The organism is Pseudomonas sp. NFACC16-2 (assembly GCF_900119205.1).
GTDB classification, from domain to species: Bacteria; Pseudomonadota; Gammaproteobacteria; order Pseudomonadales; family Pseudomonadaceae; genus Aquipseudomonas; species Aquipseudomonas fluorescens_Q.
The window spans coordinates 50,968-66,524 of record NZ_FPIX01000034.1 but is presented as its reverse complement, the minus strand read 5'-3'; the positions used below and the strand labels follow the sequence as shown (position 1 = coordinate 66,524).

Sequence of the window (15,557 nt, the reverse complement as noted above, 5' to 3'; positions counted from 1 at the left end):
ATGGTCCTGTGACGGTTACGCTCGACAGCGGTAAAACGATCACGATCGCGGCGGGCGCGAGCTCCGGCGTGCTCGATGTCGCTGTGGGTAACGATGTTTACCAGGGGCCAACGACTGTCACCGAATCGATTGCTTCGGCATCCGGTGGCAACCTGGAAGCCATCGCACCAAACACGGCGCCGGTCAGCACCATCGTCAGCGATGTCAACGACACCACCACGGTGACCTTGACCGCGACGCCAACCGTGAACGAAAACGGCACCATCACCTACACCGCGACCCTGACCGATGCCAACGGCAATCCAGTCACCGCGCAGAATGGTCCGGTCACCGTTACCCTGGAAAGCGGCAAGACCATCACCATCGCTGCCGGCGCAAGCTCGGGCGTATTGGATGTCGCGGTTGGCAACGACGTGTATCAAGGCCCGACCACCGTCACCGAAAGCATCAGTACCGCCACGGGCGGTAACCTCGAAGCCATCGCGCCGAATACCGCACCGGTCAGCACGGTGGTCAGTGACGTCAACGACACCACCACCGTGACGCTGACTGCTACGCCAACCGTGAACGAAAACGGCACCATCACCTATACCGCGACCCTGACCGATGCCAACGGCAACCCGGTCACCGCGCAGAATGGTCCTGTGACGGTTACCTTGGACAGCGGCAAAACCATCACCATCGCCGCTGGTGCAAGTTCGGGCGTGCTGGACGTCGCCGTCGGCAACGATGTCTACACCGGCGCACCGGCCGTCACTGAGTCGATCAAATCGGCGTCCGGCGGCAACCTCGAAGCGATCGGTGTCGATAAGACAGGCGCGTCGACGGCCGTGGGCGACACTGTCGACAACACCACCGTCAGCATCACTGGCAGCACGTCGGTCACCGAAGGCCAGGCGGCCACCTATACCGTCAGCCTGACGAACCCGGCGCAAACCGAGGTGACCCTCAAGATCGTCTACAGCGGCACCGCCGCCGACGGCACAGACTTCACCGGTGTCTACACCGTGAAGATCCCGGCCAACGCCACCAGCGCCACCTTCAACGTGGCAACGCTGGACGACAAGATCACCGAAGGCACCGAAAACTTCGTGGTCAAGATCGACTCGGCCACCGGTGGCAACTTCGAGCACCTGGCGGTCAGCGGCACCAACGGCAGCGTCAGCACCTCGATCATCGACAACGATGCGCCACCGGCACTCGACCTGGACGCCAACAACTCCAGCGGCAAGACCGGCGCCGATTACCAGGTGACCTTCACCGAAGGCACCACCGGCCCGGGCGTGTCCATCGCCGACACCGACCTGAGCATCACAGACCCGGACAGCACCCTGCTGACCGGCGCGACCATCGTGCTGACCAACCGTCAGCCTGGCGATGCGCTGAACCTGGGCAACAGCGTCAATGGCATCAGCATCAACGCCAACAGCACCGACGGCAAGGTCGTCCTGACGCTGACGGGCAATGCGACGCTGGCCGACTACATGCAGCAGATCAAGAACATCAGCTTCATCAACAACAGCGAAGATCCGAGTACCGTGCCGCGCATCATCACCGTGACGGTGACCGACGGCACCAGCTACTCCAACACCGCCACCACCACCGTGAACGTGGTCGGGGTCAATGACGCGCCGGTGGCCACTGGCGGCGCGGTGACCGGTACCGAAGACACTTCACTGGTCCTCGGCTGGTCGACGTTCGGCATCAGCGACGTGGACAACTCCGCCACCAGCCTGGGTGTGAAAATCACCGAGCTGCCGGCCGATGGCAAGTTGCAGTATCTGGACGGTGCAACCTGGAAAGACGTGGCCAACAACCAGACCTTCACCAAGGCTGACATCGACGCCGGCAAGCTGCGCTTCACTCCGGACGCCAACGAATCCGGTGCCAATGGCTATGTTGGCAGCAGCACGGGCAATAACCAGGCCGACTACGCACAGGTCAAGTTCCAGCCAACCGACGGCCAGGCACTGGGCAATACCGGCACCGTGAAGATCGACATCACGCCAGTCGCCGACGCTCCGACCCTCAACGTGGCCGGCAACAACGTGACCTCCACCGGTTTGATCAAGGAAGTCTGGACCGGCCTGTCGGGCCTGGGCACCGATGGCAGCGGCGCGCCGTCCGGCACGCTCAAGTCGGTTATCGATGCCGCCGGCACGCCGAACAGCAGCGGCACCGTGACCAACGTACAATCGGACAGCAACGTCACCCCTGGCACCGCATCGAAAACCTCGGGCCTGATTTTCCTCGAAGCCGGCAAGACCTATACCTTCAGTGGTACCGGCGACGACAGCCTGCTGGTCACCATCGGCGGCAAAACCGTCGCGGCAACCACCTGGGGCGCGGGTGGCCAGTTGAACGGTTCGTTTACCCCGACCACTAGCGGCTACTACACCCTGGACATCTACCACCATAACCAGACCGGCCCGGGCAGTTATGACGTGAACCTGTCGGTCAACGGCAGCACACCGGTCGACCTGAACGGCGCCGGCGTGCCGTTGTATACCGGCGTGACCGACCTGACGAACGCCGGCGTGACGGTCTCCGATTTGCACGGCACCAACGGCGAAGGCTACTACGACGGCTTCAAGCTCAACGAAGGCGCCGAAGGCACCAGCGTGCACCTGTCGAAAATCACCACCGCCCTGACCGACACCGACGGCTCCGAAAGCCTGAGCGTGAAGATTGGCGGCATGCCGGAAGGCAGTGTGCTGAGCGACGGCGCGGGCCACTTCGCGACCGTGGGCAGCAACGGCGAAGCATCGGTCAGTGGCTGGAACCTGGGCAGCCTGACCCTGACGCCACCGACCTACTACAACGGCCAGTTCAACCTGACCGTGACGTCGACCTCCACCGAAGCCCTCGGCGGCTCGGCCACAAGCACGGCGCAGATCCCCGTCACCGTGCATCCGGCGACCTATAACGCCGTCACCGCCACGTCGGGCAGTGACAACGTCACCGGCACCGACGGCAACGACATCGTCGTCGCCGACATCGGTGGCCTGACCGTGGTGCCTGGGGTCAACTACAACATCGCCTTCATGGTCGACAGCTCCGGCAGCATGAGCGATTCCTCCATCGCCGCAGCCAAGAACTCGCTGACCTCGGTGTTCAATACGCTCAAGCAGAGCCTGGGCAGCAACTCAGGGACTGTGAACATTTTCCTGGCGGATTTCGATAACCAGGTCAACAAGAACGTTGCGGTCAACCTCAACGATCCGAACGCGCTGACACTGCTCAAGAGCGTGCTCGACTCGATGGTGTCCGGCGGCAATACCAACTATGAAGATGTGTTCAAGACCACCGCAAACTTCTTCAACAGCACCCAGGCCCTGAGCAATACCGGCGCGAAGAACCTGACGTATTTCATCACCGACGGTGAGCCAACGCGCTACCAGTCCGACGAAGAGACGAACCCAGTGTTGTACGGCACCGTCAAACTCGACGACGTCCTGAGCGCGGCCAACTACACCGTTGGCAAGTACTACACCCAGACGATCGACAGCACACACAAATTCACCATCGAAGCAAATGGGGACATGTTCCTGTCGATCAAGAACGGCAAGAATTGGAATGAAAACTACGTCGGCACGGTGCATGCCGAGGGCAATGGCACATTCGAGTTCTCCAACCAGGCCGGCGGCTGGTGGGGCGACTCCTCGGCAGCAGACGGCTCAACGGCCAGCTTCACGCTGCTCAAAGGTCTGAGTAACGTTGAAGCCATCGGCCTGAACAACGGCGTCACCCTGTCCGATCTCGCCCCCTACGACTCCGATGGCAAGCCGCAGACCAACATCGACCCGAACAACCTGGCCAACTCGATCATCGGCCACACCGAAGCGACCCTGCCGGGCGCCGATACGGTCAACGGCGGCGACGGCAATGACATCCTGTTCGGCGACCTGGTGAGCTTCAACGGCGTTACCGGCGAGGGCTACCAGGCCATCCAGGCCTTCGTCGCCCAACAGAGCGGCGTGGACGTCAGCAAGGTCACCACCAGCAACGTGCACCAGTACATCACCGAACACTACACCGCGTTCGATGTGTCCGGTGCCCACGATGGCAACGACACCCTGCTGGGCGGCGCCGGCAACGACATCATTTTCGGCCAGGGCGGCAACGACATGCTCAACGGTGGCAAGGGCAATGACATCCTGCTGGGTGGCACAGGTAACGACACACTGATCGGCGGCCAGGGCAATGACACCCTGATCGGCGGTCTGGGCGGCGATACCTTTGTCTGGAAGTCCGGCGACACCGGCACCGACGTGATCAAGAACTTCAACGCCGGCGAAGGTGACCGGATCGACCTGCGGGATCTGTTGCAGGGCGAAAGCGGCAGCACTATCGACCACTTCCTGAAAATCAGTACGGTCGACGGCGTGTCGTCGCTGCAAGTCAGCACTTCCGGCCAGTTCAACACCACCAACGGCGGCGCCGCGACCCCGGACGTGACGATCAAGCTCGAAGGCAACAACTGGTCGAACGTGAACCTGAACTCGTTGATCGCCGGCAGCGACCCGACCATCAAGGTCGATCACAACAACAGTTGAACCTGACACAAACCCGTGGCGAGGGAGCTTGCTCCCGCTGGGGCGCGAAGCGGCCCTGTTTTTAGGGGCTGCTGCGCAGCCCAGCGGGAGCAAGCTCCCTCGCCACGGGATAAGTGTTCATACTCCCCTGCAGTTGGCCTATGCTGCCCAGCATGACGCCGCTTCATACATGAGGGATGCCCGATGTTTTATGTGCAACGCGATGCACAAGGCCTGCTGGTGCGCGTAGAAGCCGCCGCTTATGCCGAAGCCACCGAAACCCTGCCGGCCGACAGCCACGAGATCCAGGACTGGTTCGCCAACCAGGCGGTGGAAAACAGCCTCAAGCAACTCAAGCAGAGCGACCTGGAGATGATCCGGGTACTCGATGACTTGATCCAGGTGCTGACCAGCAAAGGCGTCATCCGCGTCACCGACCTGCCACCGGCGGCCCAGGCCAAGCTGATGGACCGCACCCAGGCCCGGGAAGCCTTGGGCGGGTTGAGCCGGTTGATCGATGATGATGAGAAGGGGTTGATCTAACCTGCCCGAGCAGAACACAAACCGTTGTGGCGAGGGGATTTATCCCCGCTGGGCTGCGCAGCAGCCCTAAAACCAGTCGCCTCGGAGTGTCAGGTTGCCCACATTCAGCCATTTGGGGCTGCTTCGCAGCCCAGCGGGGATAAATCCCCTCGCCACAACGGCGTCCGGCTTCAGTTGGGGAAAGAGCTGAAGGGCTGACATCGCGAGCAAGCTCGCTCCCACAGTTAATCGGTGTTGATCTCGATATTTTTCCCGTGTGGCCAGGTCGGCGGCGATGGCGCTGATGGACAGCAAGTCTTCGGAGGCGTTGGCCAGGAGGGTTTCGGTGTGGATATCCGGAGAGACCATGAAGAACTGGGCGATTGGGTTTTTTCCCGGGGCTTCATCGGTTGGTTTGGGATTGAAGTAGTAGTCGAGGGTGCGTTGAGGCGGGCAGATCGTTCCCTCGCTCTGCGTGGGAATGCTTCTGGGGACGCTCTGCGTTCCGCTCTCCGGGACGCGGAGCGTCCCTGGCTACATTCCCACGCGGAACATGAGAGGGATCAATGTTTCAGGATCACCCCCACCGCCGAGGCTCCCCAACCAACTGCCCCTGCACCCCAAACAACCCCATCTCACGAATCACCGCCAGCTCCCCTTCCGTCTCCACCCGCTCGGCAATCAGCGGCAAGTCAATACTGTGGGCAGCGCGCTGGATAGCCTCGATGAACAAACGCTTATCACTTTCCTGATCAATCGCGCGGATATAGCTGCCATCGATCTTCAGGTAAGCCAGCCCCAGCCGCGACAAATTGCCGATCATACTGAACCGCCCACCAAAACGCTGCAGGCTCAAGGAGAAGCCCAACTCACGCAGACGCCGGGTCAACTGCTCCAGCACCGCTTGCTCCGGCAGTTGCTCTTCGCCAATTTCCAGGGTCAAGCGCGACCCGAGGTTGGAATGCGCCCGCAGGATCTCAAAGATCTTGTTCAGCGCCTGCGGATCGGCCAAGGTCGCCGAAGACAGGTTCAACGCCAGAGATTGCTCATGCCCGGCCATTTGCCTGAGCACTTGCTCGAGCATCAAACGGTCCAGGCGCGCGGTCCAGCCGAAGCGCTCCAACCAGGGCAGGAAACGCCCGGCAGGGATGGTCTGGCCCTGCTCGTCGAGCAACCGCGACAGCACTTTGTAATGCAACACCACCTGGGTGTCCCGGGCGGCTACCACCGGCTGGAAGTACAGCTCGAAGCGCTGATGATTCAAGGCCTGGTCGAGCAGCGTGTGCCAGGCATGGTGATCATCACCGACGCTGGCCACCGCGCTGTGATCCAGGCAGGCCCAACCCGGTTCGCCCTGGCTTTCGGCCTGGGCCAGGGCCTGGTCGCCGAGCTGCAGCACCGCTTGCGGCGAGTCGCCATGGACGAACGGCGCCAGCCCGATGGAGGCCACCGACGCCACATCCGTCGCGCCGGTCGCATGCAGGCTCGCCAATGCAGCCTCAAGGTTCTGCGCCAGTTGCAGCGCCTCCTCGCGCACCAGCCCAGGTGCCAACACCGCAAACTCCCCACCGCGAATACGCGTGACCAGGTTGTGGGTTTCCGGATACCGCGCACATTCACGCAGCAATTGCTCACCCACGGCCTGGAGCAACTGGTCGGTGCGCTGCCCGCCCAACCGCTGGTTCAAACCGGCCAGGTCCTTGACCCGCAACAACAGCAGATAACCGGAACTGGCCTGCTCCGGGTTGCTCACCCGGGCATTGAGCTGCATTTCGAAATAACGCCGGTTGGCCAGGCCCGTGAGGTTGTCCTGATAGGACTCGACCCGCAGTTTCTCGCTGCGCTCGGCCTGCTCCTGGAACAGCGCCTTGAGCTTCTCGACCATCTGGTTCATCGCCTGCACCACCCGGCGCAGTTCAGGCGTGCGCGGCAGCTCCGGCAGGCTCAGGAACTCGCGACGGGCGATGGCATGGGACTGATGCACCATGTAGTCCAGCGGCTTGAGCTGGCGACGCAGCAGCAAGGCCCCCAGCACCGCGCTGACGGCGCCACACAGCAAAAGCCAACCCAGGCTGCCCAACGCGCTCTGCCACAGCTTGGCGAGGGCGAACATCGGGTGGCTGACCACTTCAACCCGCGCCGCCTGTTCCCAGCCGCGGCTGACGATGGCATCGCCACCGGCCGGTTCCAGGCCGATCAGCTTGACGAACCATTGCGGCACGCTGCCGGCGTCCGGCGTGCCGGTGCGCTCGACGAGCGTCCTGTCGGTGGCCACGTCGACCACGCGGATGCTGGCGTAGTAGCCGCTGTCGAAGATCGAGCTGACCATCAGTTCCACCATCGCCGGGTCGTCGATGTTCGGCGTCAGCGACAGGGCCAGCGCCGTGGCCGCATCCTGGGCGTGGGAGCGCAACTGGTTGACGTACTGGGCCCGCGAACTCTCCAGGCTGACCATGAAGCTGCCGCTGAAGGCAACCACCAGGAACAGACAGATAGCGATCAACAGCTGTTTGAACAAGGACATCTGAGCGCGCGCTCCTAGTTAGTCGTCTCGACCGGAAAACCTTCGGCCTGCATTTTTTTCAACACATCCTGCCACCGGGACAGGCGCTTGGTGTCACCCACTTTCTTGTTGCCCTTGGCGCCCGGCAGCCACAGCCCTTCGGCATTGAAAGAGTAGACCGGGAGCAAGTCGGTTCGCTGGCTGGCCGGCAGGATCCCGTCGATCAGGCTGTCGAGTACCAGCGGCATCGCCTCGGGCGTGGCGTAATAGGTGAGCACCATGTGCGCACGGTTCTGCCGCAAGGCCTTGACGTAGGTGATGCGCAGCTTGTCACTGGACACCCCAAGATGACGCAGGCTGAAGTACTTGGCGATGGCGTAGTCTTCGCAATCGCCAGCGCCCTTCCACAAGGCCTGGATCGGGGTTTCCCAGTAGTCGACCTCGCGCCACAGGTCGATGTCTTCCACGTAGCGCACCTGTTTGTTGAAAAACAGGTTCACCACCTTGAGCTGTTCGAGTTCCGGAATCTGTTTCTGGGTCGCCAACAGCTGCTGCCATGCGTCGATCCGTTGCTGACCTTCGCCCAAGGGACCATATAACGCTTGCGCCCGCCGGCTGATCTGCGCAAAGTCCCAGTCGGCCTGCAGGCCGCCCAGCATCAGGCCGGCCAGCAACAATGCCGAACATAGCCAGCGCAAGGACCTGAGGACAGGGAACGGTGCAGCCAAGGGAAATACGTCCGAAAAGGGTCGTTGGAAATTCGTTGGATGGTGACGCCTGGCCCACTAAAAGACAATGGCAAGGTGCAATCACCGCAGGCAGACTAAACTTTAGTTCAGGAACCTCCGGTCGAGAGACTTTGACGGCTCACCAACCTGTAACTAACGTGAGCCTGGATCCAATTTTTACTACCAATCAGGGTGCGTTGTCGTGACACAGAAGCCCAAACCGCTCAGCACTATCCAGATCAACGGCCCCATTCCGGCTGACCAGGCACGCTCGATCATCGAAGAGTCTCTGCGCGAGGCCATCCTCGATGGACGCTTGCCTTGCGGTACCGCGCTGCGCCAGCAGGAACTGGCCGACCTGTTCGGCGTGAGCCGCATGCCGGTGCGCGAGGCGTTGCGTCAGCTCGAAGCGCAGTCACTGCTCAATGTGGTTCAGCACAAGGGCGCCGTCGTGGCACCGTTGATCACCAACAATGCGGTAGAAACCTATGCCCTGCGTTCGGTCCTGGAATCGTTCGCCTTGCGCCTGTCCATCCCCTTGCTCGATGACAATGACCTGGCGCTGGCCGCCCGGTACATCGAACAGCTGGAAACGGAAACCGAACACGCCGAGATCGGCAAGCTCAACCGCCTGTTCCATATGTCGCTTTATCACAAGGCCCCCAACAACAAGCTGCTGGACCTGATCGAGCGCGAGCTCAATGAAGAAGAGCGCTTCCTGCGTTTTCATCTGTCATCCATGGGGCTGGGCAAGTTGAGCCAGGACGATCATCGCGCGCTGCTCGATGCGGCGCGTGCCAAGGACATCGATACAGCCGTCGCATTGCTGGAGCGGCACCTGGAAAAAGCCTCTGTCACCATGCGCCGGTATCTGGAACAGTCGTCGAATCCTTGATCCCACCTCGACGGTCCAGCCGGCGTAAAAACTTCTTACATATCCTTCCGACTCACTTGTCGCCTGCGCGGCGCGGCCTGGCCGTGGCCGCGACTCGTCGTCCCATCAGTTCAATGGCACTGCCATCGATTTGGGCTCACTCTTGCGCTTGTCGATTCAAAACAGACCTGAAGAAGTCAACGCCTGGCTGAGGCCAGGCGAATCGAAGCCAATACGCAAGGAGCGTCGTCCAACCGGCGGGATGATCGGATGTCCGACCGACGTCCTGCCCATAACATAAAAGTTCTTAACTTCCCGATCCCTGAAGTGCTCCGAGTGAGGCATTCACTCGAACTATTCGATTCTGATACTCGCAAATCGGAAGGAGCTTCTTCGCCCCAATAAAACTTATATAAAAAGTTTTAAAAGCCCTCTTCGCGCCCAATAAAACACCCACTTTAAATAATTAAAAAAATACTTGCCGACAACTTGTTGCATGCATTAGTTTTTTATTCGTCGCGTTACTGGCGACCCTTTGAACTTTTGAAAAAACCCTTTAAACACGGGCACAAAACCCCACAACACGTACTGAAAGCGAATACTTAAGCCACTTGGGTAATTCATGGATTCCGGTTCAGGCACCCGCTCGCCTTGATTAAACAACGAGCAACCTTCCGGACAAAACATCATTGATGAGGACGTTCCGATGCAGCCATCCAAAGAACAACTATCTCTAAAAAAACACGAACTTGGCCAACACCCGGTTTTTTCCGAGATTACATCAATTGATCTGTTACGCCGCTTTATGGAAAGCCATGTCTTTGCCGTCTGGGACTTCATGTCGCTGACCAAGCGGCTGCAACGCGAACTCACCTGCGTCCACCTGCCCTGGCTGCCGCCGGCCGACCCGCACGCGGCACGCTTGATCAATGAAATCGTACTGGGCGAAGAGTCGGATGACCGCCCCGGCGCAGGTTATTGCAGCCACTTCGAACTGTACCTGGACGCCATGCGGGAAATCGGTGCCGATACCCGCGCGATCGAGCAATTCATCACCCTGCAACAGGAAGGCGTCAGCCCCGAGACGGCGCTGGACAGCGTCGAGGTCGAACCGGCGGCGGCACGGTTTGTCCGCCAGACCTTGCACACCGCTCTGCACGCCCCGGCCCACAGTGTAGCCGCCGCCTTCGTGCACGGTCGCGAGAGTGTCATCCCGCAGATGTTCCAGCGCATGCTCGACGCTTGGGGCATTGGCCTGGATCAGGCGCCGACCTTTCGTTATTACCTGCAACGGCACATCGAAGTCGATTCCGAAGACCATGGCCCGGCGGCCGAAAAGTTGTTGGCCCGGCTGATCGATGGCGACCCGCAGCGCGAAACCGAAGTACTGGTCGCCGCGCTCGCCGCTGTCCACAGCCGCGCGGCCCTGTGGGATGGCTTGCGCCAGAGCATGACCCAGCCGGTTGCACAGGTGATGCCATGAACGCTGTCGAATACCAATCCTTCGCCGACGCCTGGGAAAGCCGCGCCACGATCCGTACCCGGCCACGGCGCCGGGTCGAAGACGACGACAAGCTGATCTTCCCCATGAGCCGCCAGCCGCTGGTGCACAGCCAGACCTTCCTCAGCCACTGCCCGCAATTGCGCGACTTTGTGCTGGTGCAGAGCCTCTACAAGTTCATCAACGACGTGGTGATTTTCGAGACCGAACTGGTGGACCACACCGCTCGCCGCATTGCCAAGAATCGCTTCGGCATCGAATTCCCGTTCGCCTGCCGCTACGACGCGATGACCGTGGTGGTGGACGAGGATTATCACGCGCTGGTGGCGATGGACTTCATGCAGCAGACCATCGACATGACCGGCATCGCACCGATCCCGTTGCCGGGGCAGATCGAACTCAGCCGCGCGATACCGGCGACCCTGGCCCAGGCGCCGGAACATTTGCTCAGCGCCGTGGAGCTGATCTGCATCGCCATTGCCGAGAACACCGTCACTAACGAAGTGGCGGCCTTCGCCCGGGACGACTCGGTCAAGGCCTCGATCAAGGGGCTGATGGCCGATCACTTGCTCGACGAGGGCCGCCACTCCGGTTTCTGGACGCGACTGGTGCAGATCTACTGGCGCACCGCGCCCGAAGAGGACCGCGCGGCGATTGCACGCTTGATGCCCGGGTTCGTCGTCCAATACCTGGCGAGCGACCTGCAGCAAGCGTTCGACATCGAACTGATCGCGCACCTGCCCGTCGACGAATCGGTACGCCAATCGCTGCGTGAAGACGCCAGTGCGCTGGCCTACCCCATCAATCGTTTTCACCCGTTGGTGGGCAACATCACGCGCTTTTTCCGCAGCAGCTCGATGCTCGCGTCCCCCTGCGTACGCGACGCCCTCGCTGATTACCTGACTCCATGAGGACCTTTCGATGAAACGCCTCGAAATTGCAGTGCCTGGTACCAGCCAGGCCATGGCCGAACTGGCCCGGGAACTGGAGCTGCACGGCCATGGCATCGTGGATCGGCAATCGCCGGCCAACCACGGCATGGTCGACTTGTTGCTCGACGACGGTACGACACCGCGGGCCATTGAAGCCCGCTCATGCCTCCAGGTGCGCGTGGCGCTGCGCACGCTACCCGGCGAGGTATTGCCGCAACCGGTGGTGATATTTCGCGACGGCGCGCAGCGGCTGTTGTGCCAGGAGGTGATTGCGCCGCAAAGCGATGGCAACGGTCAGTCCCTGCGGTTGCGTACGCTGGCGACAGTGGTCGAGACCGGCGCACGGCTGGTCAGCCAGTTATCCCGGGATGACACCTGCTTCGATCACTGGCCGACGGTGCACGCTGACGCTGTCGAGCAGCCCCTGCTCGGGCTCGACGCGCTGGAACCGCTGGCGTTCGAACACGGCCTCAATCGGCCGCCAGTACCGTGGCTGCTCGCCGCCGCCGACATGCCGGTGCTGTACAGCATCGAACAGCGCATGCTCGACGACGCGGCGCAACCAGCCCTGTGGGTCGATGGGCAATTCATCGACTACAAATCCTTGCGCCGCCTGGCGCTGGGGTTGCAAGAGCCGATGTTGCAGAAGTTAAGCGGCGCGGCCAAGCGCCCCTTGGTGATCGGTGTCTGCCTGCCCAAGTCCACGCACCTGTATGCGGCGATCCTGGCGGTGCTGGGCTGTGGGGCGGTGTACCTGCCGCTGGACCCGCAGCATCCGGCGCAACGTCGGCGCTTCATCCTGGAAAATGCCCAGGCGGACCTGCTGCTGCACGACGGCGACAGCGACCTGGGCGACCTGTCGGTGCCAACGCTGAATGTCCATCAACTGCCATCGCCCAAGCCAGGCATCCCAGCCTCGGTGATTCGCCGCACAGTGGGCAGCGACGAACCGGCCGTGGCGATCTACACCTCTGGCACCACCGGCCAGCCCAAGGGCGTGTTGCTCAGCCACCGCAACCTCAGTCATTTCTGTGCCTGGTACGGCGACTACGTCGGGTTGCAGCGCGACAGCCGGGCGTTGCAGTTTTCCACCATCAACTTTGATGCGTCGCTGCTGGATATCCTGCCGACGTTCATCCACGGCGCCTTGCTGGTGGTGCCCAGCGAAGACCAGCGCCGCGATCCGCAGCAATTGGTCGCGTTGATTCACCAGCAGCACATCAGCCACGCCTTTCTGCCGCCTGCGCTGCTGAGCGTCATGCCCCTTGATGCACCGCTGGGCCTGGCGCACCTGATCACCGGTGGCGATGTCTGTGAACCGTTCGTGATCGAACAGCTCGCGCCACAATGCCAGTTCCACAACATCTACGGCCCGACCGAAACCACAGTGCTGGCGACCACACGACAGTTCGGCGTCGGCGACAACAACCGCAACCTCGGCGTGCCCATCGCCAATGGCCAGGTCTTGATCCTGGACGAACAGTTGCAGCCGGTTCCCCAAGGTGTCCCCGGCGAGCTGTACATCGCCGGCCCAGGCGTCGGGCTGGGTTATTTGAATGACCCGACACTGACCGCGACGCGCTACCTCGACCTGACACTGCCCACCGGGCAAGTGCTGCGGGTTTATCGCACGGGTGATATCGGCCAGTGGACCGACAACGGCATCGAACTGTGTGGCCGGCGCGATAACCAGGTGAAGATCCGCGGTTTTCGGGTCGAGCCCGAGGAGATCGAACACTGCCTGCGTGATAGCCAGATGTTTCGCCAAGTGGCAGTGGGGGTCGATGAACGGCGGCGAATCCTGGCGTTCCTGGTTCATCCCGAGCACTCCGGCGATGCCCTCCAGGCGTTGCGCGATCACGTGCAGAACAGCTTGCCCAGCTACATGCACCCGGCCGCCTACGTCGAATTGCCGAGCCTGCCGTACACCAGCAACGGTAAGGTCGATCGCCGGGCCTTGCTCACCATGGCGGTGCAGGTGCAGGTCGATGGCCAACGCCGCCAGCCACAGAACGCCCTGGAGACGCAATTGCAGCAACTGTGGGCAGAGCTGCTTGAACTACCCGTCGAGGACATCGCCACCGACGAAAGCTTCTTCAACCTCGGCGGGCATTCGATCCTGCTGTCGCGACTGTTGTTGAGCATCCGCCAGACGTTCGGCCGCAGCCTGTCGATCAACCGCTTTATCGAAGCGCCGACGCTGATGACCTTGGCCAAGTTGCTGGACGATCCTGATCAAAACAGTGCATCGATCCTCAGCCCCCAGGCCTTCATCGATGCCGAGGCCGAACTCAACCTCGATCCGCTGCCCATCAGCCAATGCGGCGATGTGCACAAAGTGGTGGTGACTGGCGCCAACAGCTTTCTCGGGGTGCACATCGTCGAGGCACTGCTGGCCTGGGGCGCCACCGAAGTCGCGTGCCTGGTGCGGGCGAGCGCTGAACAAAGCGCGGCCGAGCGCTTCTCCCAGGCCCTGCGGGACAATCACCTGACCCACCTGGACCTGGACCGCGTCAGTGTGTACGCCGCCGACATCACCCAACCGCAATTGGGCCTGCCAGACGACGTCTACACCCGCATAGACCGCACCTTCGGCGCGCTGGTGCACAACGCCGCCCACGTCAACCATGTGCTCGACTACGAGTCCCTCGCGCGGGACAACGTGGAGCCGATCTTCGAGTGCCTGCGCCTGTGTGAAGGGCGCAGCAAGAAGATCTTCAACTTCGTCTCCACGCTTTCCGCCTCCAGTGCCCTGGATGCCGACGGCCAGGTGCTGGAACAACCGGCCGCCAAGACGCCGCCGATCTACATCAAGAACGGCTACAACCTGTCCAAATGGGTCGGCGAACGGATCCTGCAGCGGGCCCGGGATCGCGGGGTGTGGGTCAATCTGTTTCGCCCCGGCAATATCAGTTTCAACAGCCTGACCGGGGTCTGCCAGCCCCACAAGAATCGCTTGATGCTGATGCTCAAGGGCTCGATCCAACTCGGCCAGGTACCGGAGTTGTCTCTCAATTTCGACCTGATGCCGGTGGATTTCCTGGCCCGCTTCATCGCGTTCCACGCCAGCCGTTACCAGCCGACGCAAGCGGTGTTCAACCTGCACAACCCACAGCCTTTGAGCTGGGACGCTTATGTCGCGTCGTTTCGCGACAGCGGCCGGGAGTTTTCGTTGGTCAGCGTCGCCGAGTGGCAACGGCAATTGGCGCGGGTCGATGCCGACAACGCGTTGTTTGGCGTGCTGGGTTTCTACCTCAACGGCTTCGAGGAGGACATCGGCGATATCTCGCTGATCAGCCACGACAACGCCCGTGCCGGCGTGCGGCAGATGGGCGCCAGCTACCCGGAAAAGTCCCCGGCCCTGCTGCGGCGCGGCGCCGAGTACCTCAAGGCCATCGACTTCATCTGAAACACCCTCAACCCAAAGCAAGGAGCAAGACCATGAGTGCATTTCAACCCGACACCCTGATCAAAAACCCCCAAGCCTGCCAGGTCGAAACCTCGGTGGAGGTCGCGGCCGACGCGGCACGCGTCTGGAACCTGGTAGGTGATTTTGGCGGATTCAACCATTTCATTCCGGCACTGGAACACATCGAAATGACCGGCGAGGGCGTGAGGTCCCTGCGCAAGAAATTCTTCCGCGATGGGCAGAACCTGGTGGTGGAACAGCTCAACAGCCGTGACGACCAGGCCATGCACATGACCTGGACGCTGATCTACAACACCCTGGGCATCGACAACCTGTGGGCGGCCATGCGCGTCGACCCCCTGGCGGACAACCGCTGCCGCGCCACCTGGACCATCATCGCCGACCACACCGACGCCCACACGCCGTCAGGCTTCAGGGATTTCCTCCAGGGCTTCGCCGATGAGGCGATGGGGAATGTGCAGGGGATGTTCAAATAAGCACCAGTCCCCTGTGGAAGCGGGCTTGCTCGCGAAGGCGTCAGCCCAGACAACCC

8 protein-coding genes and 2 pseudogenes are annotated in these 15,557 nt (G+C 61.6%); 7 read left to right on the top strand and 3 right to left on the bottom strand.

What is annotated here, in order from left to right; all coding sequences use genetic code 11:
- Together BT116_RS22925 and BT116_RS22915 are read left to right on the top strand one after the other, a co-directional pair.
- Positions 1–4,556: pseudogene (locus BT116_RS22925) on the top strand (LapA family giant adhesin); the annotation flags it as partial.
- A 183-nt stretch (positions 4,557–4,739) separates the two neighbouring features.
- Entirely contained in the window at positions 4,740–5,078 is a 339-nt protein-coding gene (locus BT116_RS22915) for a tryptophan synthase subunit beta (protein ID WP_072347290.1), read from the top strand.
- Between the two features lie 258 nt (positions 5,079–5,336).
- Here the strand turns inward: BT116_RS22915 and BT116_RS31510 are convergent.
- The 3 genes and pseudogenes from BT116_RS31510 to lapG all read right to left on the bottom strand — a co-directional run.
- Positions 5,337–5,540, bottom strand: a pseudogene (locus BT116_RS31510) (DUF6124 family protein); the annotation flags it as partial.
- 94 nt (positions 5,541–5,634) lie between these two features.
- Complete coding sequence (gene lapD, locus BT116_RS22905; RefSeq protein WP_072347288.1) at positions 5,635–7,581, bottom strand: cyclic di-GMP receptor LapD; 1,947 nt, start codon at positions 7,579–7,581, stop codon at positions 5,635–5,637.
- A 14-nt stretch (positions 7,582–7,595) separates the two neighbouring features.
- The gene (gene lapG, locus BT116_RS22900) at positions 7,596–8,219 is read right to left on the bottom strand and encodes a cysteine protease LapG (RefSeq protein ID WP_371856198.1); all 624 of its coding nucleotides are present in this window, start codon (positions 8,217–8,219) and stop codon (positions 7,596–7,598) included.
- Positions 8,220–8,490: 271 nt separating this feature from the next.
- Between lapG and BT116_RS22895 the strand changes: the two genes are divergently transcribed.
- From BT116_RS22895 to BT116_RS22875, 5 genes are all read left to right on the top strand, one after another.
- A complete protein-coding gene (locus BT116_RS22895; RefSeq protein WP_072347286.1) occupies positions 8,491–9,183 on the top strand; it encodes a GntR family transcriptional regulator in 693 nt (230 codons plus the stop codon).
- A 685-nt stretch (positions 9,184–9,868) separates the two neighbouring features.
- The gene (locus BT116_RS22890; RefSeq protein ID WP_063323486.1) at positions 9,869–10,645 is read left to right on the top strand and encodes a DUF3050 domain-containing protein; all 777 of its coding nucleotides are present in this window, start codon (positions 9,869–9,871) and stop codon (positions 10,643–10,645) included.
- Positions 10,642–11,574, top strand: coding sequence for a diiron oxygenase (locus BT116_RS22885; protein WP_072347284.1), 933 nt, complete (start codon positions 10,642–10,644; stop codon positions 11,572–11,574). Before BT116_RS22890 ends, BT116_RS22885 begins: the two co-directional genes overlap by 4 nt.
- Before the next feature lie 10 nt (positions 11,575–11,584).
- Entirely contained in the window at positions 11,585–15,004 is a 3,420-nt protein-coding gene (locus tag BT116_RS22880) for a non-ribosomal peptide synthetase (RefSeq protein WP_072347282.1), read from the top strand.
- Between the two features lie 32 nt (positions 15,005–15,036).
- Complete coding sequence (locus BT116_RS22875; protein WP_072347280.1) at positions 15,037–15,501, top strand: SRPBCC family protein; 465 nt, start codon at positions 15,037–15,039, stop codon at positions 15,499–15,501.
- Positions 15,502–15,557 lie beyond the last annotated feature (56 nt).

Excerpts from the sequence above, each read along its gene's own strand:
- BT116_RS22915 (WP_072347290.1), top strand. The coding sequence starts at position 4,740 with ATGTTTTATGTGCAACGCGATGCACAAGGCCTGCTGGTGCGCGTAGAA.
- lapD (WP_072347288.1), bottom strand. The coding sequence starts at position 7,581 with ATGTCCTTGTTCAAACAGCTGTTGATCGCTATCTGTCTGTTCCTGGTG.
- lapG (WP_371856198.1), bottom strand. The coding sequence starts at position 8,219 with ATGCTGGGCGGCCTGCAGGCCGACTGGGACTTTGCGCAGATCAGCCGG.
- BT116_RS22890 (WP_063323486.1), top strand. The coding sequence starts at position 9,869 with ATGCAGCCATCCAAAGAACAACTATCTCTAAAAAAACACGAACTTGGC.
- BT116_RS22885 (WP_072347284.1), top strand. The coding sequence starts at position 10,642 with ATGAACGCTGTCGAATACCAATCCTTCGCCGACGCCTGGGAAAGCCGC.
- BT116_RS22880 (WP_072347282.1), top strand. The coding sequence starts at position 11,585 with ATGAAACGCCTCGAAATTGCAGTGCCTGGTACCAGCCAGGCCATGGCC.
- BT116_RS22875 (WP_072347280.1), top strand. The coding sequence starts at position 15,037 with ATGAGTGCATTTCAACCCGACACCCTGATCAAAAACCCCCAAGCCTGC.